Origin of the sequence: Streptomyces spirodelae (assembly GCF_017676385.1) — a bacterium.
In the GTDB taxonomy this organism is placed as follows: domain Bacteria; phylum Actinomycetota; class Actinomycetes; order Streptomycetales; family Streptomycetaceae; genus Streptomyces; species Streptomyces spirodelae.
The window spans coordinates 81618-104012 of sequence record NZ_JAFFZN010000029.1 but is presented as its reverse complement, the minus strand read 5'-3'; the positions used below and the strand labels follow the sequence as shown (position 1 = coordinate 104012).

23 protein-coding genes, 3 tRNA genes and 1 pseudogene are annotated in these 22395 nt (G+C 71.3%); 20 read left to right on the top strand and 7 right to left on the bottom strand.

The genetic code is table 11. The features are described from left to right. The 6 genes and pseudogenes from JW592_RS26690 to JW592_RS26665 form a co-directional block, all read left to right on the top strand. Positions 1 to 133 (top strand): annotated as a pseudogene (locus JW592_RS26690) (ATP-binding protein); the annotation flags it as partial. 176 nt (positions 134 to 309) lie between these two features. After that, a complete protein-coding gene (locus JW592_RS26685; RefSeq protein ID WP_209267785.1) occupies positions 310 to 1101 on the top strand; it encodes a fumarylacetoacetate hydrolase family protein in 792 nt (263 codons plus the stop codon). After that, positions 1091 to 2620 (top strand): glutamate--tRNA ligase, encoded by a 1530-nt coding sequence (gene gltX, locus JW592_RS26680; protein ID WP_209267784.1) that lies wholly within the window; start codon positions 1091 to 1093, stop codon positions 2618 to 2620. Before JW592_RS26685 ends, gltX begins: the two co-directional genes overlap by 11 nt. Positions 2621 to 2785: 165 nt before the next feature. Further along, positions 2786 to 2857, top strand: a tRNA-Gln gene (locus JW592_RS26675). A gap of 46 nt (positions 2858 to 2903) precedes the next feature. After that, positions 2904 to 2976 (top strand) — tRNA-Glu (locus tag JW592_RS26670). A gap of 46 nt (positions 2977 to 3022) precedes the next feature. Further along, positions 3023 to 3095: transfer RNA gene (locus tag JW592_RS26665), tRNA-Glu, on the top strand. Positions 3096 to 3154: 59 nt separating this feature from the next. On the opposite strand, the gene JW592_RS26660 is transcribed toward JW592_RS26665, so the two are convergent. Beyond that, the gene (locus JW592_RS26660; protein ID WP_209267783.1) at positions 3155 to 3796 is read right to left on the bottom strand and encodes a MerR family transcriptional regulator; all 642 of its coding nucleotides are present in this window, start codon (positions 3794 to 3796) and stop codon (positions 3155 to 3157) included. A gap of 103 nt (positions 3797 to 3899) precedes the next feature. Between JW592_RS26660 and JW592_RS26655 the strand changes: the two genes are divergently transcribed. After that, positions 3900 to 4397, top strand: coding sequence for a DUF4188 domain-containing protein (locus tag JW592_RS26655; protein WP_209267782.1), 498 nt, complete (start codon positions 3900 to 3902; stop codon positions 4395 to 4397). Between the two features lie 110 nt (positions 4398 to 4507). Here the strand turns inward: JW592_RS26655 and ndgR are convergent, their stop codons facing one another. Next, positions 4508 to 5224: an IclR family transcriptional regulator NdgR gene (ndgR, locus tag JW592_RS26650; protein WP_099884559.1), complete on the bottom strand. Its 717-nt coding sequence runs from the start codon at positions 5222 to 5224 to the stop codon at positions 4508 to 4510. A 166-nt stretch (positions 5225 to 5390) separates the two neighbouring features. On the opposite strand from ndgR, the gene leuC reads away from it, so the two are divergent. The 4 genes from leuC to JW592_RS26630 all read left to right on the top strand — a co-directional run bounded on the left by leuC (position 5391) and on the right by JW592_RS26630 (position 8753). Beyond that, entirely contained in the window at positions 5391 to 6815 is a 1425-nt protein-coding gene (gene leuC, locus JW592_RS26645) for a 3-isopropylmalate dehydratase large subunit (protein WP_209267781.1), read from the top strand. Between the two features lie 40 nt (positions 6816 to 6855). Then, a complete protein-coding gene (leuD, locus tag JW592_RS26640) occupies positions 6856 to 7449 on the top strand; it encodes a 3-isopropylmalate dehydratase small subunit (protein WP_209267780.1) in 594 nt (197 codons plus the stop codon). A gap of 295 nt (positions 7450 to 7744) precedes the next feature. After that, positions 7745 to 7999: an SCO5555 family protein gene (locus JW592_RS26635; RefSeq protein WP_209267779.1), complete on the top strand. Its 255-nt coding sequence runs from the start codon at positions 7745 to 7747 to the stop codon at positions 7997 to 7999. Positions 8000 to 8123: 124 nt separating this feature from the next. Beyond that, the gene (locus JW592_RS26630; protein ID WP_209267778.1) at positions 8124 to 8753 is read left to right on the top strand and encodes an HU family DNA-binding protein; all 630 of its coding nucleotides are present in this window, start codon (positions 8124 to 8126) and stop codon (positions 8751 to 8753) included. A gap of 273 nt (positions 8754 to 9026) precedes the next feature. On the opposite strand, the gene JW592_RS26625 is transcribed toward JW592_RS26630, so the two are convergent. Then, the gene (locus tag JW592_RS26625; RefSeq protein WP_209267777.1) at positions 9027 to 9230 is read right to left on the bottom strand and encodes a hypothetical protein; all 204 of its coding nucleotides are present in this window, start codon (positions 9228 to 9230) and stop codon (positions 9027 to 9029) included. Between the two features lie 9 nt (positions 9231 to 9239). Next, on the bottom strand, positions 9240 to 9881 hold the full coding sequence (gene cofC, locus JW592_RS26620) for a 2-phospho-L-lactate guanylyltransferase (RefSeq protein ID WP_209267800.1): 642 nt from the start codon (positions 9879 to 9881) through the stop codon (positions 9240 to 9242). 279 nt (positions 9882 to 10160) lie between these two features. On the opposite strand from cofC, the gene JW592_RS26615 reads away from it, so the two are divergent. The 3 genes from JW592_RS26615 (at position 10161) to JW592_RS26605 (ending at position 13432) form a co-directional block, all read left to right on the top strand. After that, entirely contained in the window at positions 10161 to 11015 is an 855-nt protein-coding gene (locus JW592_RS26615) for a lysophospholipid acyltransferase family protein (protein ID WP_209267776.1), read from the top strand. A 92-nt stretch (positions 11016 to 11107) separates the two neighbouring features. Continuing rightward, a complete protein-coding gene (locus JW592_RS26610; RefSeq protein ID WP_229376921.1) occupies positions 11108 to 12058 on the top strand; it encodes an NAD(P)H-dependent glycerol-3-phosphate dehydrogenase in 951 nt (316 codons plus the stop codon). Between the two features lie 237 nt (positions 12059 to 12295). Then, positions 12296 to 13432, top strand: coding sequence for a D-alanine--D-alanine ligase family protein (locus JW592_RS26605; RefSeq protein WP_209267774.1), 1137 nt, complete (start codon positions 12296 to 12298; stop codon positions 13430 to 13432). Between the two features lie 55 nt (positions 13433 to 13487). Here JW592_RS26605 and JW592_RS26600 read toward each other — a convergent pair whose 3' ends face one another. Both JW592_RS26600 and JW592_RS26595 read right to left on the bottom strand, forming a co-directional pair. Continuing rightward, entirely contained in the window at positions 13488 to 14012 is a 525-nt protein-coding gene (locus tag JW592_RS26600) for a DUF3515 domain-containing protein (RefSeq protein WP_307805558.1), read from the bottom strand. A 20-nt stretch (positions 14013 to 14032) separates the two neighbouring features. After that, entirely contained in the window at positions 14033 to 14266 is a 234-nt protein-coding gene (locus JW592_RS26595; protein ID WP_019355801.1) for an Lrp/AsnC family transcriptional regulator, read from the bottom strand. Between the two features lie 266 nt (positions 14267 to 14532). On the opposite strand from JW592_RS26595, the gene JW592_RS26590 reads away from it, so the two are divergent. After that, positions 14533 to 15576 (top strand): thiamine-phosphate kinase, encoded by a 1044-nt coding sequence (locus tag JW592_RS26590; protein ID WP_209267773.1) that lies wholly within the window; start codon positions 14533 to 14535, stop codon positions 15574 to 15576. A 13-nt stretch (positions 15577 to 15589) separates the two neighbouring features. Next, the gene (gene thiD, locus JW592_RS26585; protein WP_209267772.1) at positions 15590 to 16450 is read left to right on the top strand and encodes a bifunctional hydroxymethylpyrimidine kinase/phosphomethylpyrimidine kinase; all 861 of its coding nucleotides are present in this window, start codon (positions 15590 to 15592) and stop codon (positions 16448 to 16450) included. 159 nt (positions 16451 to 16609) lie between these two features. Here the strand turns inward: thiD and rpmB are convergent, their stop codons facing one another. Next, positions 16610 to 16795, bottom strand: coding sequence for a 50S ribosomal protein L28 (gene rpmB, locus JW592_RS26580; protein WP_016470082.1), 186 nt, complete (start codon positions 16793 to 16795; stop codon positions 16610 to 16612). A gap of 269 nt (positions 16796 to 17064) precedes the next feature. Here rpmB and JW592_RS26575 point away from each other — a divergent pair, with 269 nt between their 5' ends. From JW592_RS26575 to coaD, 4 genes are all read left to right on the top strand, one after another. Continuing rightward, complete coding sequence (locus JW592_RS26575) at positions 17065 to 18804, top strand: DAK2 domain-containing protein (protein ID WP_209267771.1); 1740 nt, start codon at positions 17065 to 17067, stop codon at positions 18802 to 18804. 176 nt (positions 18805 to 18980) lie between these two features. Continuing rightward, positions 18981 to 21176, top strand: a complete 2196-nt coding sequence (gene recG, locus JW592_RS26570) for an ATP-dependent DNA helicase RecG (RefSeq protein WP_229376917.1) — start codon at positions 18981 to 18983, stop codon at positions 21174 to 21176. Between the two features lie 80 nt (positions 21177 to 21256). Then, complete coding sequence (rsmD, locus tag JW592_RS26565) at positions 21257 to 21856, top strand: 16S rRNA (guanine(966)-N(2))-methyltransferase RsmD (protein WP_209267769.1); 600 nt, start codon at positions 21257 to 21259, stop codon at positions 21854 to 21856. A 53-nt stretch (positions 21857 to 21909) separates the two neighbouring features. Further along, complete coding sequence (coaD, locus tag JW592_RS26560; RefSeq protein ID WP_209267768.1) at positions 21910 to 22389, top strand: pantetheine-phosphate adenylyltransferase; 480 nt, start codon at positions 21910 to 21912, stop codon at positions 22387 to 22389. The last annotated feature ends 6 nt before the right edge of the window (positions 22390 to 22395 follow it).

Genomic DNA, 22395 nt, shown 5'->3' with positions numbered 1-22395 from the left:
GGAGGAAGTCCGCGAGGCCCTCCAGATCGGCCCGGATGCGCCCATCATCACCACGGACGCACGCCACCGCGCGGACGCCAAGAGCGCGCTGATCACGCTGGTGGAGCACGCGCTGATGGCCCGCCTGCGATAGGGGCTCCTGCTTCCGGGGTGCCTCTTGCGGTACGTCGCAGTCTGCGGGTGCACCCCCAGCCTTCGGCCGGGAGGTGCCCCCAGTGGCTTGTCGCGCAGTTTCCCCGCGCCCCTGTGGTTGCGGTGGGTGGAATACGCTGGGCTCCAGCCCAGTGACCCCCGCATCGAAGGACCCCCGTGCGCATCGCAAGATTCTCTCTGGACGGAACCGTAGGGTTCGGCGTCGTCGAGGGCGAGCCCTCATCCCCTGAGGGCCCCGTCCTCGACATCATCAAGGGCCACCCCTTCGCGGAGTTCGAGCGCACCGGACAGAAGCTCCCCATGCGGGACGAGAAGGTCCGTATCCTGCCGCCCACCCTGCCCAACAAGGTGGTGGCGATCGGCAGGAACTACGCCGAACACGCCAAGGAACTGGGCAACGAGGTCCTCGGGACCCCGGTCACCTTCCTCAAGCCGTCCACCGCGGTGATCGGCCCCAACGACCCGATCGGCTACCCCTCCTTCTCCCAGGAGCTGCACCACGAGGCGGAGCTGGCCGTGGTCATCGGCCGGCTGTGCAAGGACGTGCCCCGGGAGCGCGCCAAGGACGTCATCCTGGGCTACACCTGCGCCAACGACATCACCGCGCGCGATGTGCAGCGCGCGGAGAACCAGTGGGCCCGCGCCAAGGGCTTCGACGGCTCCTGTCCGCTGGGCCCCTGGACGGAGACCGAGCTGGACCCGTCGGACATCGGCATCATGTGCACCGTCAACGGGGAACAGCGCCAGCTGGGCCGTACCAGCGAGATGATCCGGCCCATCGAGGACCTGATCGTCCACATCACCCAGGCCATGACCCTGCTGCCGGGTGACGTCATCCTCACCGGCACCCCCGCGGGCGTCGGCCCCCTGAACGTCGGCGACGAGGTCGCCGTCACCATCGAAGGAATCGGCACTCTCACCAATAAGGTGATCAAGCGTGACTACTGAGTTCTCCGGAGGGAAAGGGACCGCGGACACGGACGTCCGCGTACGTTTCTGTCCCTCCCCGACCGGTAACCCCCATGTGGGTCTGGTCCGTACCGCCCTGTTCAACTGGGCGTACGCCCGGCACACCGGCGGCACCCTGGTCTTCCGCATCGAGGACACCGACGCGGCCCGGGACTCGGAGGAGTCCTACGAGCAGCTGCTGGACGCGATGCGCTGGCTGGGCCTCGACTGGGACGAGGGCCCTGCTGTGTCTGATGGCGACTTCGTCGCGGGTGGCGGCCCGCACGGCCCCTACCGGCAGTCCCAGCGGACGGACATCTACGCGGACGTCGCACGCAAGCTGCTGGACGGCGGCTACGCCTACCCCTGCTACTGCACGGCCGAGGAGCTGGAGCAGCGCCGTGAGCAGGCCCGCAAACAGGGCCGCCCCTCCGGCTACGACGGCCGCTGCCGCGAGCTGACCGGCGAGCAGATCGCCGCCTACGAGGCCGAGGGCCGCAGCCATGTCGTCCGCTTCCGGATGCCGGACGAGCCGATCACCTTCACCGACCTGGTACGCGGCGAGATCACCTTCCAGCCGGAGAACGTCACCGACTACGGCATCCTGCGTACCAACGGCGCCCCGCTGTACACGCTGGTCAACCCGGTCGACGACGCGCTGATGGACATCACGCACGTGCTGCGCGGTGAGGACCTGCTCTCCTCCACTCCCCGCCAGATCGCGCTCTACAGGGCGCTGATGGAGCTGGGCATCGCCAAGCGTGTCCCGGAGTTCGGACACCTGCCCTATGTCATGGGCGAGGGCAACAAGAAGCTCTCCAAGCGCGATCCGCAGTCCTCCCTCAACCTCTACCGGGAGCGGGGCTTCCTCCCCGAGGGCCTGCTCAACTACCTCTCCCTGCTGGGCTGGTCGATCGCCGAGGACCGGGACATCTTCTCGAGGGACGAGATGGTCGCCGCCTTCGACATCCACGAGGTGAACGCCAACCCGGCGCGCTTCGACCTGAAGAAGTGCGAGGCCATCAACGCCACCCACCTGCGCGAGATGCCGCTGAAGGACTTCGTCGCCGCCTGCGAGCCGTGGCTGAGGGCCCCCTACGCGCCGTGGCCCGAGGAGAACTTCTCCCAGCAGGCGTTCGAGGAGCTGGCCCCGCTGGCCCAGACCCGCCTCACCGTCCTGGCGGACATCACCGACAACGTCGACTTCCTCTTCCTGGACGAGCCCGTGTGGGACGAGAAGTCCTGGCAGAAGGCGATGAAGGAGGGCTCGGCCGACCTCCTGCGCACGGCCCGCGCCAAGCTGGAGAGCGCCGACTGGAACTCTCCGGAGGCCCTCAAGGACGCCGTCCTGGCAGCCGGCGAGGAGCACGGCCTCAAGCTGGGCAAGGCCCAGGCCCCGGTCCGGGTGGCCGTCACAGGCCGCACGGTGGGTCTGCCCCTGTTCGAGTCCCTCCAGGTCCTGGGCAAGGACCGCTCCCTCGCCCGCGTCGACGCGGCCCTGGCCAAGCTCGGTTCGTAGCTGCCGAGGTGGGGACGGTGCCCCTCGGCGGGCGCCCGGAACTCGTTTTGGAGCACCGTCCTCGATCAGGTAATGTTCTTCCTGTCGCCGAACGGGGCAGGCCGCAAAGGCCGGAGCCGGGAGGCGGTCACCCAGACAAAATCCCCGCAGGGGGTTGCGTTTCGGTGGGCTATGGTGTAATTGGCAGCACGACTGATTCTGGTTCAGTTAGTCTAGGTTCGAGTCCTGGTAGCCCAGCAAGATCCGCATTGTGTTCAGCAGTGTTCACATTCTGCGAGATCGAGCCCCCGTTGTGTAGCGGCCTAGCACGCCGCCCTCTCAAGGCGGTAGCGCCGGTTCGAATCCGGTCGGGGGTACGGATTCCGTCCAGGGCTGCAAGGTCAAGGCGGAATCGCAAGTAGGGCCCCCGTTGTGTAGCGGCCTAGCACGCCGCCCTCTCAAGGCGGTAGCGCCGGTTCGAATCCGGTCGGGGGTACTCGATCACCAAGGCCCCGCACCCGAAGGTGCGGGGCCTTCGGCGTGTTCTGTCCGGTTTCAGTCCTCGAACCGCCGCGCGGACTCCTCCACGTGCGCCAGCCGCCGCAGGCTGAGCAGTACCGGCTCGTACAGCACGGTCAGCGCCACGCTCGCCTCCACCTGTGCCGCCCGGTCGGGAAAGCTCTCCAGCAGGTCCAGTTCGGCCTCCGCTGTGCGCTCGGCAGCCCGGGCGCACAGTGCCAGATGGTCCGCGTCACAGGGGTAGCCGAGGCGCGCCAGCGTCGCGACCGCCGCGGTCAGCGCCTGGCCGGGAGGGGAGTCGGGACCTGCGGCCTGCCAGCCGAGCCGGGCGAGGAGGGCGCTCACCTCGCGCCGCGCTTGCTCCGTCTCGTCCGGTCCGCTCCCGTCCTGCTCCGGCGGCACGGGTCCGGGCAGCGCCCAGGCCGCCGCCCCCAGCCGTTGGTGCTGGGAGAGCGACTCGTCGTCCACGGCGGCCAGCACCTCGCGAGCCGTCGCCACCGGCATTCGGCCCACCTGGATCAGCGCCCGGATCAGCCGCAGCCGGCGCAGGTGCTCCTCGCCGTACTCGGCCTGTGTGGTGCTGATCCTGCGGCCGCGCGGGAGCAGCCCTTCGCGCAAGTAGAACTTGATCGTCGCGATCGGGACGCCGCTGTGCTCGCTCACCTGGGCCATGCGCATGGGACCGCTCCTGGAATCGTCTGGCGCCGAGTGTTGGAAAGTGGCACTATCCAATCATGCCGACAGCGCGGACCGCCCGCGCCGGAATGCACCAGGGGGACGGATGACACCTCGGATACTGGACGGTCGCAGGACGGCGGACACGGCAGGCGAAGTGACGGTTTTCCTGATCGGGATGCGCGTCAACCGGTTCCGCGCGGTGCGGCGTTGGCTTCCGGTGTTCGCGGCGATGCCGAGGATGCTGCGCGAGCTGCGCGCCGACCCCGGGGCGGGGCTGCTCGACAGCAGGCTGGTCACCAGCGGGCCGCGCGAGTTCGGGGTGATCCAGCACTGGGAGTCGGCGGAGAAGCTGCTGGCGTACGCGGCCGACACGGACCGTGAGCACCGGCCCGCGTGGGCGGCCTTCAACCGCCGGGCCCGCGACGCCAAGGGCGCGGTGGGCATCTGGCACGAGACCTACGTCGTGCCGACCGGGGCACACGAGAGCATCTACGTCGACATGCCGCCCTACGGCCTGGCGGCAGCGCACGGCAGCGCTCCGGTGGGGCGGCGGACGGACCGTGCGGGACAGCGGCTGACGGCCGCGTCCGGAAGGCCCTGACGGGCCCGCCGGGCGGGCCGCTCACTACGGCGTCGGGTGTCTCGGGTCGCCTCGGTCCGGTCGTCGACGGCGGCTCGCGCGGCCCGCTCGGTCCGCATGGACTGCTGTCTTCAGCCCGGCCGGCGCAGCGATTCGCTGAGGCGGGCAGCGGCGTCAACGATGGCCTGGGCGTGCATCCGGCCCGGGTGCCGGGTCAGTCGCTCGATGGGTCCGGATACCGAGACGGCGGCCACCACGCGGTTGGAGGGGCCGCGTACGGGCGCCGAGACGGAGGCGACGCCCGGTTCGCGCTCGCCGATCGACTGCGCCCAGCCCCGTCTCCGTACGCCCGAGAGCGCGGTGGCGGTGAACCGGGCGCCCTGCAGGCCGCGGTGCAGCCGCTCCGGCTCCTCCCAGGCCATCAGGATCTGCGCGGCGGAGCCCGCCTTCATGGGGAGGGTGGAGCCGACCGGCACCGTGTCGCGCAGCCCTGAGAGGCGCTCGGCGGCGGCCACGCAGATGCGCATATCGCCCTGGCGCCGGTAGAGCTGGGCGCTCTCGCCGGTCACATCGCGTAGGTGGGTGAGTACCGGGCCCGCCGCCGCGAGCAGCCGGTCCTCGCCCGCCGCCGCGGCCAGCTCGCCCAGCCGCGGCCCGAGGATGAAACGGCCCTGCATGTCGCGGGCCACCATGCGGTGGTGCTCAAGAGCCACCGCGAGCCGGTGCGCCGTGGGGCGCGCGAGACCGGTCGCTGAGACCAGCCCGGCGAGGGTGGCCGGACCGGACTCCAGAGCGCTCAGTACCAGAGCTGCCTTGTCGAGAACGCCGACGCCGCTAGAGTTGTCCATGCGTCGATACTCATGTCTCAGAGTATGAAACGCAAGTTCAATTTTCCCGGCGACCCGCCAACCTTGAAGAACGGCCGCCGCTTCTCGGGGGTCCCCCCGGCTGAGGGTCGGGGGAGGAACTGGTCTCGACATGTGGTCGGCGGCGCTGCCGGCCGGAGGGAATGCGATGGGACGCACACTCGCGGAAAAAGTCTGGGACGACCATGTCGTCAGGCGTGTGGAAGGCGAGCCGGACCTTCTCTTCATCGATCTGCACTTGCTCCACGAGGTGACCAGTCCCCAGGCTTTCGACGGACTCCGCAAGGCGGGCCGTGCCGTACGGCGCACGGACCTGACCATCGCGACCGAGGACCACAACACCCCGACCCTCGACATCGACAAGCCGATCGCCGACCCGGTCTCGCGCACCCAGTTGGAGACCCTGCGCAAGAACTGCGCGGACTTCGGGGTCCGCCTGCACCCGCTCGGTGACGTCGAACAGGGTGTCGTACACGTCGTCGGACCGCAGCTCGGGCTGACCCAGCCCGGGATGACGGTGGTCTGCGGCGACAGCCACACCTCCACCCACGGCGCGTTCGGCGCGCTCGCCTTCGGCATCGGCACCTCCCAGGTCGAGCACGTGCTCGCCACCCAGACGCTGCCCATGGCGCCGTTCAAGACCATGGCGGTCACCGTGAACGGCGAGCTGCCCGAGGACGTCACAGCCAAGGATCTGATTCTCGCCATCATCGCCAAGATCGGCACCGGCGGTGGACAGGGCTATGTGATCGAGTACCGCGGCGAGGCCATCGAGAAGCTGTCGATGGAGGCGCGGATGACGATCTGCAACATGTCCATCGAGGCGGGGGCGCGCGCCGGGATGATCGCCCCGGACGAGACCACCTTCGCCTACGTCCAGGGCCGCGAGCACGCCCCCCAGGGCGCGGACTGGGACGAGGCCGTCGCCTACTGGAAGACGCTGCGCACCGACGAGGACGCCGTCTTCGACCACGAGGTCGTCATCGACGCTTCCGAGCTGGCACCGTTCGTCACCTGGGGCACCAACCCGGGACAGGGCGCCCCGCTGTCGCACTCGGTGCCCGACCCGGCCTCCTTCCAGGACGCCAGCGAGCGGTACGCGGCGGAGAAGGCACTGGACTACATGGGCCTGAGCGCGGGTCAGCCGCTGCGCGAGGTCGCCGTCGACACCGTCTTCGTCGGCTCGTGCACCAACGGCCGTATCGAGGACCTGCGTTCGGCCGCCGCCGTGCTGGAGGGCCGCAAGGTGGCAGACAGCGTGCGGATGCTGGTCGTACCCGGCTCGGTGCGGGTCGCGCTCCAGGCCGTCGAGGAAGGGCTGGACAAGGTGTTCACCGCGGCGGGCGCCGAGTGGCGGCACGCCGGCTGCTCGATGTGTCTGGGCATGAACCCCGACCAGCTCCAGCCGGGTGAGCGCGCCGCCTCCACCTCGAACCGCAACTTCGAGGGCCGCCAGGGCAAGGGCGGGCGCACCCATCTGGTCTCGCCGCAGGTCGCGGCGGCGACAGCGGTACTGGGCCACCTGGCCTCGCCCGCCGACCTGGCCGACGTCCGCGAGCCGGCTGTCGCCTGACGGGCCGACGGACCGAGGAACCCGAAGGGATACGGAAGACATGGAAGCCTTCACCACACACACCGGCCGGGCCGTCCCGCTGCGCCGCAGCAACGTCGACACCGACCAGATCATCCCGGCCCACTGGCTCAAGAAGGTCACCCGCGACGGTTTCGAGGACGGCCTGTTCGAGGCATGGCGCAAGGACCCGGAGTTCGTACTCAACCAGCCGGCCCACCAGGGCGCCACGGTGCTGGTCGCCGGGCCCGACTTCGGTACCGGCTCCTCGCGTGAGCACGCCGTCTGGGCGCTGCAGAACTACGGCTTCAAGGCCGTCATCTCCTCGCGGTTCGCCGACATCTTCCGGGGCAACTCGCTCAAGAACGGCCTGCTCACAGTGGTGCTGCCGCAGGAGACGGTGGACGCGCTGTGGGAGCTGACCGAGGCGGACCCGGCCGCCGAGGTGACCGTGGACCTGGTGCGCCGCAAGGTGGTGGCGCCCGGCGTCGAGGCGGACTTCGAACTGGACGAGAACGCCCGTTGGAGGCTGCTGGAGGGGCTGGACGACATCAGTCTCACCCTGAAGAACGAGGACGCCATCGCGGAATTCGAGAAGTCGCGGGCCTCCTTCAAACCGCGCACGCTGGCCGCCTGAGCTCTTCCGGCAAGCATCCCGCAGCGCCACCGCGCCCCCGCCGCACCCGGCGGGGGCGCGGTGTTGTTGTGCGGCACGTGTGCGCGCACGCGTGCGCTGACGATTGACGTGAATTAGTCTTGACGTCGGCTCCTGTCGCACTAAGGCACTGTGCTGTTCGCGACTCGCCCGCACGACTCGCCGGGAGGTGTCAACAAAGGCTCTGCCCAGTGGAGTTGGCGCTCACACCTGGCACATTCCCGCCTAGGCTGACCCGCTGGAAGCGACAACTCATCCCAGATGGCACAATCACCGCATGGAACGCGACGGTCAACTGGAGCTCTACGACCGACTCGCCGCCCGACTCAAGGAAGCGCACTCCCGAGTGCGCTCCCCGCAAATTCCGCAGAGCGCACGGGTGCCGCTGACCCGGAAGCTGCTCGTCATCACCGCGGCTTCCAAACACGATCTCGCCGACGCCGAACGGCGTCTGGAGCGCCTGATGGCCGACGTCGACGAGGGGCGATTCAGCTCCGGCCAAGGGGACGTGTGCGCGGACGGAACTCCGTGACGGGCGAGTTCGTTGCGGCACAAGGGTGATTCGCCCGTTTCGTGTTTGATTTGCGGTATATATCTGCCTAACGTGCGAAAAAGCTGAACACATTCGTTCCGGCAATGTCTCCGAAGGGGAAGACGTGAACAAGGCGCAGCTCGTTGAAGCTATCCAAGATGACCTCGGTGGACGCCAGCAGGCCGCGGATGCGGTCGATGTAGTCCTGGACGCGATCGTTCGTGCGGTCGTCGCCGGTGAGCGTGTTTCGGTCACCGGCTTCGGCTCTTTCGAGAAGGTCGACCGCCCGGCCCGTTACGCCCGCAACCCGCAGACCGGCGAGCGGGTGCGGGTGAAGAAGACCTCCGTGCCGCGCTTCCGCGCGGGTGCGGGCTTCAAGGACCTGGTGAGCGGGGCGAAGAAGCTCCCCAAGAACGATGTCGCGGTCAAGAAGGCCCCCAAGGGCAGCCTCTCCGGTGGCACCGCCACCAAGAAGGCCACGGCCAAGAAGGCGGGCGCCAAGAAGACGACCGCGAAGAAGGCCACGCCGGCGAAGAAGGCCACGGCGAAGAAGACCGCCCCGGCGAAGAAGGCCACGGCCAAGAAGGCTCCGGCGAAGACCACCGGCGCCAAGAAGACCACCGCCAAGAAGGCTCCGGCCAAGACCACGGCCAAGAAGGCTCCGGCGCGCAAGAGCACCGCCACCAAGGCGCCCGCGCGCAAGACGGCCGCCCGCAAGACCACCGCCAAGAAGACCACGTCGCGGCGGCGCTAACCCGCCTCGCGGGTCAGCTGCGGAATCGATCCCTCCCGCCTGCGGCACCGCCGTCGAGGGGCAAGGGAAACCTCCCGGTTCCACGGACCGGGGAACCCGGTCCCACGGGCCGGGAAAGAAGAACGCGGCCCTCGCGGGCCGTCACGCCAGCGCCGGGCCGGGCTCCCTCGGGGGAGCCCGGCCCGCGGCGTTCGCGCTGCTGAGCCCGGCCGTACGAGACTCACCGGGGCGCCTGAAGCGGGCTGCCGGGGTCTCACCGCGCGGCCGCGTGTCTCACAGGGTCTGGAGCGTCACCAGGGTGATCCGGCGGTCGTCCCGCTCGCCCTCGACCTCGATGCGGACCCGCTGGCCTGGACGGAGCAGGCGGAGCCCGCCCGCGTCGAAGGCGGGGGCCTCGAAGGGCAGCGGGGTGCCGTCGTCCAGCAGCACGCTGCCGGACCGCGACTGAGGGTCGTAGGTGTACGCGGTGGCCTGCATACCGGCAGCCTAGCGGCCCGGCCCCGGGACGGGCCCGGCCAGGAGCGCCGAGGTGAAACCGCCGACTCCCAGCTCCAGCGCGGCGCGCAGATCCTCGGGCGTGTCCACGTCCTGGCGCACACTCGCCACCCCCGTCAGCGGGAGTTCCACGGCGCCGGACGCCCGGTGCCGGGTCCGGGAAGGGCCCCCGAAAGCAGGGGAAAGCCCAGTCCGAGGCAGGGCCGTCAGCACAGTTGTGCCGATTTCCGCGGCGTCCGGAAGAAAAGCACGGGAAAATCCGGAAGCCGCATTCAGTACCCGTTCCAATTCCGCAGGCCGCAGGGCCGGCAGATCGGCGTTGAGCGCCGCGACGGGCGTATCGGGCTCCGCGGCGCGTGCCGCGGCCGCTCCGTGCGCGAGCGCGGCGTTGAGCCCGTCGCCCGGTAGATCGGGCACCGCGCGTGCCCCCAGGGCCCGCAGTTCGCCTGCCGCCAGCGAATCGTCAGTGACAACCACCACACCCCGCACCGCCGCACACTCCAGGGCCGCGCGCACGGTGTCCTGCGCGAACGCCAGCGCGAGCTCGGGCACAGGGAGGCCCGTCGGGGCGCCCGTCAGCCGACTCTTGGCCCGGAAGAGAGGCTTCAGCGGCACCACGAGAGTCCAGGTCACGGGCGTCACGTATGGCTGCATCGGCCTCATTCTCGCCTGCCCCCGAGCGGCGGACCGGGGGTGGGGTTACCGTGTGCCACACGGTCGGGCACGGACAGTGTGCTCGACAGTGAGGCAGTCCGCGGCGACACTTGTGCGGTTGTCGATTTGCCCTCAGTGGAAGGGCCCCACAAGGAGCCCCCTAAGGAGATGGTGTCCGGGTGTCCCGCCAAACCGTGTCCGCCCCGGGAGCAACCCCAGGACCCTCGGCAGGAAAAGCCGAGCCGAAGGGGGAGTGCAATGCCGGGGAGTGACGGTAAACGCAGGAAGATCGGCTTCTGGTACCGCTTGGCGGCGTTCCTGCTGAAACCCCCGCTGATCCTGCTCTTCAAGCGGGACTGGCGCGGAGTGGAGCACATTCCGCAGGACGGCGGCTTCATCACCGTCGTCAACCACAACTCGTATCTCGACCCGCTCTCCTACGCCCACTTCCAGTACAACACCGGCCGGGTCCCGCGGTTCCTGGCCAAGGTGGGTCTGTTCAAGGGCGGTTTCGTGGGCGCTGCGATGCGCGGCACCGGGCAGATTCCCGTCTATCGCGAGTCAGCTGACGCGGTGGGCGCCTTCCGGGCCGCTGTGGAGGCCATCGAGAAGGGCGAGTGCGTCGCCTTCTACCCGGAGGGCACCCTCACCCGCGACCCGGAGATGTGGCCGATGACCGGCAAGACCGGCGCCGCCCGGGTCGCGCTGCTGACCAGGGCGCCCGTCATCCCCGTCGCCCAGTGGGGCGCCAATCTGGCGATGCCGCCCTACGCCAAGGAGAAGAAGCTCAGGCTCTTCCCCCGCAAGACCCTGATCGTGCAGGCGGGACCGCCGCTGGACCTGTCCGCGTACTACGACCGTGAGCCCACCGCCGAGGTGCTTCGCGAGGTCACCGACGTCATGATGGACGCCGTCACCGAGCAGCTCGCCGCCGTCCGCGGCGAGCCGGCGCCCGCCGAGCGGTACGACATGCGCAAGGCGGCGGTCCAAAGGCACGAGCAGCGGGCCGCCCGGGAGCGCCCGGCCCAGCCGCGCGGGGCTGACGGACAGCAGGAGACGGCCGGTCAGGCGCCGGCCACGGCCGAGGCGGCAGAGGGAGAGAAGAACGCGTGAGCCGGCAGGACGGGCAGCAGGACCGGCGGCAAGGGGAACAGCGCAGGAAGGCCGCCGTGTTCGGCACCGGTTCCTGGGGCACCGCCTTCGCGATGGTGCTCGCCGACGCCGGGGTCGAGGTGACCCTGTGGGGCCGCAGGGCCGAGGTCGTCGAGCAGATCAACACCACGCGCCGGAACCCCGGATACCACCCCGACACCGAGCTCCCCGCCCGGGTGCGGGCCACCACCGACCCGGCCGAGGCCGCCCGGGACGCGGAGTTCACGGTGCTCTCCGTGCCCTCCCAGACCCTCCGCGCCAACCTGGAGTCCTGGCGCGGGCTGCTGCACCCCGGCACGGTGCTCGTCTCCCTGATGAAGGGGATCGAACTGGGCACCGCCAAGCGGATGAGCGAGGTCATCGAGGAGGTGGCCGGTGTCCCCGCCGAGCGGGTCGCCGTACTGACAGGGCCGAACCTCGCCCGCGAGATCGCCGCCCGCCAGCCGGCCGCCGCCGTTGCCGCCTGCGCGGACGAGGAGGCGGCACGCGCGCTGCAGAGCGCCTGCCACACCCCGTACTTCCGGCCCTACACCAGCACCGACGTGGTCGGCTGCGAGCTGGGCGGTGCCGTCAAGAACGTCATCGCGCTGGCCGTGGGCATCGCCGACGGGATGGGCCTGGGCGACAACTCCAAGGCGTCGCTGATCACCCGGGGCCTGGCCGAGACCACCCGGCTCGGCCTCGCCATGGGCGCCGAGGCCCACACCTTCGCCGGTCTCGCCGGGATGGGCGACCTGGTTGCCACCTGCTCCTCGCCGCTGTCGCGTAACCACACCTTCGGCACCAACCTGGGCCGGGGCATGACCCTGGAGGAGACGATCGCGGTCACCGAGCAGACCGCGGAGGGCGTCAAGTCCTGCCAGTCCGTGCTGGACCTGGCGCGCCGGCACGGGGTGGAGATGCCGATCACCGAGACGGTGGTGGAGATCGTCCACAAGGGCAAGCCGCCGCTGGTGGCGTTGAAGGAACTGATGGCTCGCAGCGCCAAGCCGGAGAACGGGTAGCCGCCTGTTCCGGTCCGATGCGGGGGTGCTCCTTCCTGGCCTACGCGGGCCGTCCGTCCGCTGTGGCCTGCGGGGGTACCCCCAGCCTCCGGCCGGGAGGTGCCCCCACCCGGCCGGAGTCCCCCGGCCTCCGGCCGGGAGGTGCCCCAGGGGAGCGGTTACCCGCGCCCCTTCGGGGCGCGGCACAAGGTGTCGGCGGAGTGCCGGGGTGGCGGGAGGCGGTAAAGTCCCAGCGATATGAGCAGCCAGAGCCCCGCCCCCAAGCCCCGAGTCGCCGTCGTCTTCGGCGGACGCAACTCAGAGCACCAGATCTCCGTCCTCACGGCCGGCGCGGTGCTCAGCGCCATCGACCGCGACAAGTACGAGGTGCTGCCCATCGGTATCACCGCGGACGGCCGCTGGGCGCTGGCGGCCGACGACCCGGCCCGGATGGCCATCGAGGACCGCGAGCTGCCCACCGTCGAGCAGCTTTCCGAGTCGGACACCGGCGGCGTGCTGCTGCCCGTCTCACCCGGCAGCCGCGAGGTCGTGCACACCGAGCCGGGGCAGGTGCCCAAGGCGCTGGGCGAGATCGACGTCGTCTTCCCGGTGCTGCACGGGCCGTACGGCGAGGACGGCACCCTGCAGGGGATGCTGGAGCTGGCCGAGGTGCCGTATGTCGGCTCGGGCGTACTCTCCTCGGCCGTCGGCATGGACAAGGAGTACATGAAGCGGATCTTCACCTCCTTCGGGCTGCCGGTCGGCCCCTATGTCACCGTCCGGCCCCGGGAGTGGGAGACCGATCCCGCCGCGGCGCGCAAGAAGATCGTCGACTTCGCCTCCGAGCAGGGCTGGCCGGTGTTCGTGAAGCCGGCGCGGGCCGGCTCCTCCATGGGCATCACCAAGGTCGAAGGGCTGGCCGGGCTGGACGAGGCCGTGGAGACGGCGCGGCGCCACGACCCGAAGATCATCGTGGAGTCCCTGCTGCGCGGCCGGGAGATCGAGTGCGGCGTCCTGGAGTTCGAGGACGGCCCGCGTGCCAGCGTCCCCGCCGAGATCCCGCCGGTCAGCAACCACGACTTCTACGACTTCGAGGCCAAGTACATCGACTCCGCCTCCGGCATCGTGCCGGCGCCGCTGACCGAGGAGCAGACGGCGCGGGTGCGGGAGCTGGCGGTACGCGCCTTCGAGGCCGCCTCCTGCGAGGGGCTGGTGCGGGCCGACTTCTTCCTGGGCGAGGACGGCGAGTTCGTCATCAACGAGATCAACACGATGCCGGGCTTCACCCCCATCTCGATGTATCCGCGCATGTGGCAGGAGACCGGAGTCGGCTACCCCGAATTGGTCGACCGCCTCATCCAGTCGGCCCTCAACCGCCCCACCGGCCTGCGGTAGGCGCTGGGGGCGTCGGGTGGGCGCTGACGCCGCCGGGGATGCTCCGTGACTCCGGTCAGAGCTGCCGCTTCGGCACCGTGTGCCGGACCGCGTCGCTCAGATCGGCGAGCGCCTCGGCCTCGGGCGCGTAGTCGTCGGGCACGGTCAACTCGACGTTGGCGACCCGGTCGGTCGTGGTGAAGCGGTACCCGCCGTTCTGCTTCTCGATCAGCCAGGGGACCCCGTTCACCTCCGCCGCGTCGGCTGTGGGGTTGTACTCTTCGTCACCTGGGGTGAGCTTGGCGGGCCTGGGCACGCCGCAGCGCAGCTCGATGGCCGGGTCGCCCCACACTGCGGTGTAGTCGGATGCGGGGTCGGCCTCGCCACGCCGCTGCCCGTCCACCCGCCCGGGCAGTGCGTCGTGCAGCGCACGGCAGACCTTCGCCGCCCTGCCGGAGGGGCTGGGCGGGGTGGGCCCCGTCTGGCCTGTGACCGAACAGCCCGCCGTGAGCAGGGCCGACGGAACCAGGAGCGCGCCCACGGCGGCAGCGGGCACGGTCCGGCGGGAACGAGGGGAGGCAGCCGGGCGTCGAATGCTCACCGGGCGAGCATACGGGGGGCCTAGAGATGGACGATCGGGCAGGTCAGCGTGCGGGTGATGCCCTCCACCTGCTGCACCTTGGCGACCACCATGCGGCCGAGGTCGTCCATCGTCTCCGCGCGGGCACGCACGATCACATCGTACGGACCCGTTACATCCTCGGCCTGGATCACGCCGGGGATCTTGGAGACGATCTCCGCGACGGTCGAAGCCTTGCCAACTTCGGTCTGAATCAAGACGTACGCCTGGACCACGGAACCTCCACGGGGGCTGCGAGGATCATGCGGGGCGAGAGAGAAACGCCACCGTACCGCGTCGCCCCTGCCACGGGGAGACCACAGCGCCGCCCTCGTGGCGGCCGGGCGCACGGGCAGCAGGGGGCAGCGGCAAAGCGCGGACGGACCGGGGGCACCACGGTGGGTGGGGCGGGCGCCGGACGGACACGTACGGACACGTACCACCGGCGGGTGGACGACGCACGGGAGAGCACGATGAGCGAAACGAGCGAAGGGGCAGAGCAATGCGGGATGTGAACGGCGGTACCGCGTCGGAGCCTGCGCACCCCGCGGCCCCCCACGGGCCCGTTCCGGGGCGGACCAAGGGCACCGTGGGCGAACTGGGGGAGTTCGGCCTCATCCGGGAACTGACCTCCCGGCTGACCACCACCTCCGCGGTGCGGATCGGCCCCGGGGACGACGCCGCTGTGGTGGCCGCACCCGACCGGCGCGTGGTGGCCAGCACCGACATCCTCGTCGAGGGACGGCACTTCCGGCGCGACTGGTCGACCGCCTACGACGTGGGGCGCAAGGCCGCGGCGCAGAACATGGCCGACATCGCCGCCATGGGAGCGGTCCCCACCGCGCTGCTGCTCGGTCTGATGGTCCCCGCCGACCTCCCCGCGAACTGGCCCACCGAGCTGATGGACGGCATCCGGGACGAGGCGCAGGTCGCCGCCTCGGCCGTGGTCGGCGGCGACGTGGTACGCGGCGACACCATCGCCGTCTCCATCACGGCCCTGGGCGATCTGCGCAACCGGGAGCCGGTCACCCGCTCCGGGGCGTGCGCCGGCGACGTAGTGGCCGTCACCGGGTGGCTGGGCTGGTCGGCGGCCGGGCACGCGGTGCTCTCCCGCGGTTTCCGCTCGCCCCGGGCCTTCGTGGAGGCGCACCGCCGCCCCGAGCCCCCGTACCACGCCGGGCCCGCAGCCGCCGGGCTGGGCGCGACAGCGATGACCGACGTCAGCGACGGACTTGTGGCCGACCTCGGACACATCGCCGAGGCCAGCAAGGTGCGCATCGACCTGCGCTCCGCCGACCTGGACATCCCCGCGCAGATGGCCGACATCGGACAGGCCGTCGGCGTCGACCCGCTCCAGTGGGTGCTCACCGGGGGAGAGGACCACGCCATCGTCGCCACCTTCCCCCGCGACCAGAAGCTTCCGGCGCGCTGGCGCGTCATCGGTGAGGTGCAGGGCGCCTCGGCGCGGCCGCGCGTCACCGTGGATGGCGCACCCTGGGCCAAGGCGGGCGGCTGGGACCACTTCTCCGACGACGAGGAGCACTGAGTACGGTCGTCCCATGGACGATGTGAACCCCCGTGCGGGCGGTGCGGACGGTGCGCGGGTACAGCGCCCGGTGACTCCCGGCGCGCCGCCCCGTGTGCTGACCGTCGCCGGGTCCGACTCCGGCGGCGGCGCCGGCATCCAGGCCGACCTGAAGACCATGCTGGCGCTCGGCACCCACGGCATGAGTGTGGTCGCGGCCGTCACCGCGCAGAACTCCCTCGGCGTGCAGGGCTCTTGGGAGCTTCCGGCGGAGGCGGTCCGCGCCCAGTACCGCAGCGTCGTGGACGACATCGGGGTACAGGCCGTCAAGACGGGCATGCTGGCCTCGGCGGAGCTCGTGGAGACCGTCGCCGAACTGCTGGCCGGGACCGAGGCGCCGGTGGTCGTCGACCCGGTGGGGGTCTCCAAGCACGGGGACCCGCTGCTGGCAGGGGAGGCGGTGGACTCGCTGCGCGGCAAGCTGCTGCCCGTCGCCACCGTCGTCACCCCCAACCTCGACGAGGTGGCCCAGCTGACGGGCGTCCGGGTCACCGACGAGACCGGGCTGCGTGAGGCCGCGGTCGCCGTGCTGGCCCACGGATCGCGCTGGGCGCTGATCAAGGGCGGGCATCTGCGGGGCGAGGCCGTGGACCTGCTCACCGACGGCACCGAGGAGCACTGGCTGCGCGCGCCGCGTCACGACAACCGGCACACCCACGGCACGGGCTGCACCCTGGCCAGTGCGCTCGCCTCGTATCTGGCCAAGGGGCTGCCGGTGCCCGAGGCCGCGAGGGCTGCCAAGGAGTACACGACGGGCGCCATCGCGGCGGGCTTCCCGCTGGGTGCCGGACTGGGGCCCGTGGACCACGGGTGGCGGCTGGGCGAGCGCGGCTGAGCCGCCCGCCGCGAACGCGTCCGGCTCCATGGAAACGACCAGGACAGGTGAGAGCGCCCGGACATGCGAAAGCCTCCGGACACACAAAAACCGGCCCGCCTGTGCGGGCCGGTTCTGCGTTCGGCTCGGCGTGAGCCGCGCTGCGTTACGTCGAGGACGTCAGCGCGACACCTTGCCGGCCTTGATGCACGAGGTGCAGGCGTTGAGGCGCTTCGGCGTCCCGCCGACCACGGCACGCACGCGCTGGATGTTCGGGTTCCAGCGACGGCGGGTGCGGCGGTGCGAGTGGGAGATGTTGTTGCCGAACTCCGGCCCCTTGCCGCAGACGTCGCAGTTCGCAGCCACGGGTCACTCCAAAGACTTCAGATGCACGTACGGTGAATCCCGGCGACGCAGGACCAGATGACCGGCTGTGCCAGGGAGATCGTTACCGACCGGAACGAAACATCCGGATCAGGCAACCGGAGCAGCATACAACGGACGGTCTCGAACAGCGAAACCACGGCCTTCGTCCCGGTCCCGACCTGGGCTTCCGCCCGGCTCCCCACTAGCCTTCCCGCAACACAGCCGCCCCGGCCGCCGGCCCGGCCGCTGCCCCGAAGGAGGTCCCGCACGTGCCGCTACCGCTCGACGCCGCCGCGGTACGCCGCTGGAGCGCCCTCGGCCGCGAGTCGCTGCGCGCTCACTGCGCGCGCATGGACGCCATCAACGTCTTCCCGGTCGCCGACGGGGACACCGGCACCAATCTGTGCCTCACCTTCGAGGCGGCGGTCGCGGCGCTCCCGGCCCCGGAGCCGACGGCAGGAGAGACCACGGCAGGGGAGCCGACGGCAGCGCAGGCGACGGCAGCGCAGGCGACGGCCGCCGAGGCGCTGCGTGCGATGGCGAGGGCCGCGCTGCTGGACGCCAGGGGCAATTCGGGCACCATCCTGGCCGAGTATCTGCGCGGTATGGCACACGGCCTCGCGGCGGAGGGCGGCGAGCCGTCCGGGGCCTTGCCGCGCGCCCTGCGGTACGGGGCGCGCGCCGCGTACGCCGCTGTCGCGCACCCCGTCGAGGGCACGATGCTGACGGTGGCGGCGGCCGCCGCCGACGCCGCCGAGGCCGGGGGCGATCCAGCGGTGGCGGCGTACGAGGCCCTGGCCGCCACCCCCGGGCGGCTGGCGGCCCTGGCACGCGCGGGCGTGGTGGACGCGGGCGGGCTGGGCCTGACGGCGCTGCTGACCTCGCTGTGGGCGGCGCTGGGCGAGCGCGTCCCCCAGCAGCCGGCGTCCGCGACGGCGCCCGGAGCGGCGGCAGGTACCGGTCCGGCGGCGTGTGCCGGACCGGACCACGAGCCGGCGGTGTCGGTCGCCGACGGATCGCCGCAGGCACCCTTCCGCCCCGAGTTCGAGGTGATGTACCTGCTGGAGTCCGGCGACCCCGAGGCCGTCGACGCGCTGCGCGACCGGCTCGACCCGCTCGGGGACAGCCTGGTCGTCGGCGGCGGCGAAGGGCTGTGGAGCGTGCACGTCCACGTCGGCGACGCCGGGGCAGCCGTGGAGGCGGGCCTGGCGGCGGGACGCCCGTACCGCATCCGCATCACCCACCTGCCGACCGCCGAGAGCGGCAGCGCGGCTGCCCGGGACGGCGCCGCGGGGGCCGTGCGGGGCGGAGCGCCCTGTGCCGTGGCGGAGGAGACGCCCGAGCCGGGCACTCCGGCGCGTGCCGTCCTCTCCGTCGTGCCGGGGGACGGGCTGGCCGCGCTGTGCCGGCGGGCGGGTGCCGCTGTGCTGCCCGCGGCCGATGCCGTGCGGCAGGACGCGCTGGTCGCCGCGGTGCGGGCGACGGGGGCCGCCGAGGTGGCGCTGCTGCCCAACGAGACCGAGCTGCACCCGGTGGCGGCGCGAGCGGCCGACGCGGCACGCGCCGCCGGCGTCAGGTGCGCCGTCATCCCCACCCGGGCCGCCGTCCAGGGACTCGCGGCGCTCGCCGTGCACCAGCCCGACCGCCGCTTCGACGAGGACGTCGTCACCATGACTTCGGCGGCCGGAGCCACCCGGTACGGCGAGGTGACCGTCGCCGAGCGTCAGTCGTGGACGACGGCGGGTGTCTGCCAGGCCGGGGACGTGCTCGGGCTCGTCGAGGGGGACGTGGCGCTGATCGGCGGCGACACCGTGCGAGTCGCCACCGAAGTGCTGGCCCGGATGCTGGCGGCCGGGGGAGAGCTGGTCACCCTCGTGGTCGGCGCGCGAGCACCCGAGGGGCTCGCCACGGCTCTGGAGCACTATGTGCGCACCAACCACCTCGCCGTGGACACGGTCGTCTACGAGGGGCAGCAACAGGAGACACAGCTGCTGATCGGCGTCGAGTAGCCCCTGTCGGCGAGCAGCCGATCTCTCCTGGGGAGTGGAAGGATCTCCTGGCGAGGGACAGCGGCGCTGTCACCCCCGTCCGGCAGGATGGAACCGTGCCCTCGACTGATACGACGCGAAGCGAACCCCTCCAGGAGCCGCTGAAGGCGCTGCTCGGCGGCAACACCGCGAAGGTGATGTCCGAGCATCTCGGGCTGCGCACGGTCGGCGACCTGCTGCACCACTACCCGCGCCGGTACGCCGAGCGCGGCGAGCTGACCCGGCTGTCCGAGCTGCCGCTGGACGAGCACGTCACCGTCGTCGCGCGGATTCATGACGCGCGAGTGCACAAGTTCAACCGGGGCACGGGGCAGCGCCTGGAGGTCACGCTGACGGACGGCAGCGGACGGCTCCAGCTCGTCTTCTTCGGCCGCTCGGTCCACTACCACCAGCGGACGCTGCTGCCGGGCAAGCGCGGCATGTTCGCCGGCAAGGTCGGGGTCTTCAACCGCAGGCTCCAGCTGTCGCACCCGGACTACAAACTCCTGGACGAGGACAGCGACGAGGAGACGGTGCAGCGGTTCGCCGGCGCGCTGCTGCCGCTCTACCCGGCGTGCAAGCAGCTCTCGTCCTGGAACATCGAGCAGTCGGTCGCCACCGTCCTCGGCGCGCTGGAGGCCACCGGCTGGCGCGGGCTGAGCGACCCGCTGCCCGGGGCGCTGCGCGAGCAGCGCGGACTGATCGCGCTCCCCGAGGCGTTCGAGAAGGTCCACCGGCCGCGCAGCAAGGCGGACATCGGTGAGGCCCGTGCCCGGCTCAAGTGGGACGAGGCGTTCGTCCTCCAGGTGGCGCTCGCCCGGCGGCGCGCCAAGGAGACCGAACTGCCCGCCGTGCCGCGGCAGCCGGCCCCCGGCGGCCTGCTGGACGCGTTCGACGCGCGGCTGCCGTTCACCCTCACCGACGGGCAGCGCGAGGTCAGCCGGGAGATCTTCGCCGATCTGGCCACCGAGCACCCCATGCACCGGCTGCTCCAGGGGGAGGTCGGCTCCGGCAAGACGCTGGTGGCACTGCGGGCCATGCTCGCCACCGTGGACGCGGGCGGCCAGGCGGCGATGCTCGCGCCGACCGAGGTGCTGGCCCAGCAGCACCACCGGTCCATCACGGAGATGATGGGTGAACTCGCGGAGGGCGGGATGCTGGGCGGCGCCGAGCAGGGCACCAAAGTGGTGCTGCTGACCGGCTCGATGGGCGCCGCGGCCCGCCGCAAGGCGCTGCTGGACCTGGCCACCGGCGAGGCGGGCATCGTGGTGGGCACCCACGCGCTGATCGAGGACAAGGTCACCTTCCACGACCTGGGCCTGGTCGTGGTGGACGAGCAGCACCGCTTCGGCGTCGAACAGCGCGACGCGCTCCGCTCCAAGGGCAAGCAACCCCCGCACCTGCTGGTGATGACGGCGACGCCCATCCCCAGGACCGTCGCCATGACCGTCTTCGGCGATCTGGAGACCTCCGTCCTGGACCAACTCCCCGCGGGGCGCTCCCCGATCGCCACCCACGTCGTGCCCGTCAGGGACAAGCCGCACTTCCTCACCCGGGCCTGGGAGCGGGTGCGCGAGGAGGCCGAGGCGGGGCATCAGACGTATGTCGTCTGCCCGCGGATCGGCGACGACGAGGAGACGGCGCCGGCGAAGGGCGCGGCAGCGAAGCGGACCGCGGACGAGGAGCAGCTCCCCGAAGGCGAGGCGGACGGGGACGAGGGCGCCGACAGCGAGGAGAAGCGCCCGCCGCTGGCGGTCCTCGACATCGCCGACCAGCTCGCCTCCGGCCCGCTCGCAGGGCTGCGGGTCGCGGCCCTGCACGGACGGATGCAGCCCGAGGCGAAGGACGAGGTGATGCGGCGGTTCGCCGCGGGCGAGGTCGATGTGCTGGTGGCCACCACGGTCATCGAGGTCGGGGTGAACGTGCCCAACGCCACCGGCATGGTGATCATGGACGCGGACCGCTTCGGCGTCTCCCAACTGCACCAGTTGCGCGGTCGCGTCGGGCGGGGCTCGGCCCCCGGCCTGTGCCTGCTGGTGACGGACATGCCGCAGGAGAGCCCGGCGCGGGCCCGGCTGCAGGCCGTCGCCGCCACGCTCGACGGTTTCGAGCTCTCCCGCATCGACCTCGAACAGCGCCGCGAGGGCGATGTTCTCGGTCAGGCGCAGTCGGGGGTGCGCTCCTCGCTACGGATGCTCACCGTCATCGAGGACGAGGAGGTCATCGCCGAGGCCCGCGAAGAGGCCATGGCCCTGGTGGCTGCCGACCCGGAGCTGGCCGGCCATCCGGAGCTGCGTACGGCGCTGGCAGCGCTGCTGGACGAGGAGCGTGAGGAGTACCTCGACAAGGGCTGAAGCACCCCCACGCAGGCCGCGTGCCCGCGTGGGATCCTGATTCCGAGCATCCACCCCACACAGAGGATCGATCCGCACCCATGACCCGCGTCATCGCCGGAGCCGCAGGCGGGCGGCGGCTGGCCGTCCCACCGGGCACCGGCACCCGGCCCACCTCCGACCGGGCCCGCGAGGGCCTCTTCTCCAGCTGGGAGTCGCAGTTGGGAGGCGCCGCGGGCTGGCAGGGGCTGCGGGTGCTGGATCTGTACGCCGGCTCGGGCGCCGTCGGTCTGGAGGCGCTCTCCAGGGGCGCCGCGTACGTACTGCTGGTCGAGACGGACACGCGTGCGGTGCGCACCATCAAGGAGAACGTGCGAGCGGTCGGGCTGCCGGGCGCTCAGGTGCGGTCGGGCAAGGCAGGGCAGGTCCTCGCGGGAGAGCCGCCCGAGCACCCGTTCGACCTGGTCTTCCTCGACCCTCCGTACGCCGTCACCGACGACGAACTGCGGGAGACACTGCTCACACTCCGCGCGAAGGGCTGGCTGGCACCCGGTGCCTTGGCCACCGTGGAGCGCAGCACCAGGGGCGGTGATTTCCGCTGGCCGGAGGGTTTCGAGTCGCTCAGATCCCGTCGTTACGGCGAGGGAACGCTTTGGTACGGTCGCGCCGCCGCGCGGGAAGTTACTCGCGCGTCATGCTGAGATCACCTGAGGCGGGGCCCCGTGCCCGCCGTGAGGAGAGCGAGGAAGTGCCAGTGCGCCGCGCAGTCTGCCCGGGGTCCTTCGACCCCATCACCAATGGCCACCTCGACATCATCGACCGCGCCTCCCGGCTGTACGACGTGGTCCACGTCGCCGTGATGATCAACAAATCGAAGCAGGGGCTCTTCTCCGTCGACGAGCGCATCGACCTGATCCGCCAGGTCACCGAGGGCTTCGGAAACGTCCAGGTGGAGGCGTTCCACGGGCTGTTGGTCGACTTCTGCAAGGAGCGCGACATCCCGGCCATCGTCAAGGGGCTGCGCGCGGTCAGCGACTTCGACTACGAGCTGCAGATGGCCCAGATGAACAACGGCCTCTCCGGCGTCGAAACGCTGTTCGTCCCCACCAACCCCACCTACAGCTTCCTCTCCTCCAGCCTAGTCAAGGAGGTCGCCACCTGGGGCGGCGACGTCTCCCACCTGGTTCCGGACGCCGTCAACCGCGCGCTGGCCGAGCGCCTCACCAAGCCGTGACCCCGG

Excerpts from the sequence above, each read along its gene's own strand:
- ndgR (WP_099884559.1), bottom strand. The coding sequence starts at position 5,224 with ATGGACAACTCTAGCGGCGTCGGCGTTCTCGACAAGGCAGCTCTGGTA.
- JW592_RS26655 (WP_209267782.1), top strand. The coding sequence starts at position 3,900 with ATGACACCTCGGATACTGGACGGTCGCAGGACGGCGGACACGGCAGGC.
- recG (WP_229376917.1), top strand. The coding sequence starts at position 18,981 with ATGTCCGAGCATCTCGGGCTGCGCACGGTCGGCGACCTGCTGCACCAC.
- thiD (WP_209267772.1), top strand. The coding sequence starts at position 15,590 with ATGGACGATGTGAACCCCCGTGCGGGCGGTGCGGACGGTGCGCGGGTA.
- leuC (WP_209267781.1), top strand. The coding sequence starts at position 5,391 with ATGGGACGCACACTCGCGGAAAAAGTCTGGGACGACCATGTCGTCAGG.
- JW592_RS26625 (WP_209267777.1), bottom strand. The coding sequence starts at position 9,230 with ATGCAGGCCACCGCGTACACCTACGACCCTCAGTCGCGGTCCGGCAGC.
- JW592_RS26615 (WP_209267776.1), top strand. The coding sequence starts at position 10,161 with ATGCCGGGGAGTGACGGTAAACGCAGGAAGATCGGCTTCTGGTACCGC.
- JW592_RS26610 (WP_229376921.1), top strand. The coding sequence starts at position 11,108 with ATGGTGCTCGCCGACGCCGGGGTCGAGGTGACCCTGTGGGGCCGCAGG.
- JW592_RS26590 (WP_209267773.1), top strand. The coding sequence starts at position 14,533 with ATGCGGGATGTGAACGGCGGTACCGCGTCGGAGCCTGCGCACCCCGCG.
- JW592_RS26660 (WP_209267783.1), bottom strand. The coding sequence starts at position 3,796 with ATGCGCATGGCCCAGGTGAGCGAGCACAGCGGCGTCCCGATCGCGACG.
- JW592_RS26635 (WP_209267779.1), top strand. The coding sequence starts at position 7,745 with ATGGAACGCGACGGTCAACTGGAGCTCTACGACCGACTCGCCGCCCGA.
- rsmD (WP_209267769.1), top strand. The coding sequence starts at position 21,257 with ATGACCCGCGTCATCGCCGGAGCCGCAGGCGGGCGGCGGCTGGCCGTC.
- leuD (WP_209267780.1), top strand. The coding sequence starts at position 6,856 with ATGGAAGCCTTCACCACACACACCGGCCGGGCCGTCCCGCTGCGCCGC.
- JW592_RS26605 (WP_209267774.1), top strand. The coding sequence starts at position 12,296 with ATGAGCAGCCAGAGCCCCGCCCCCAAGCCCCGAGTCGCCGTCGTCTTC.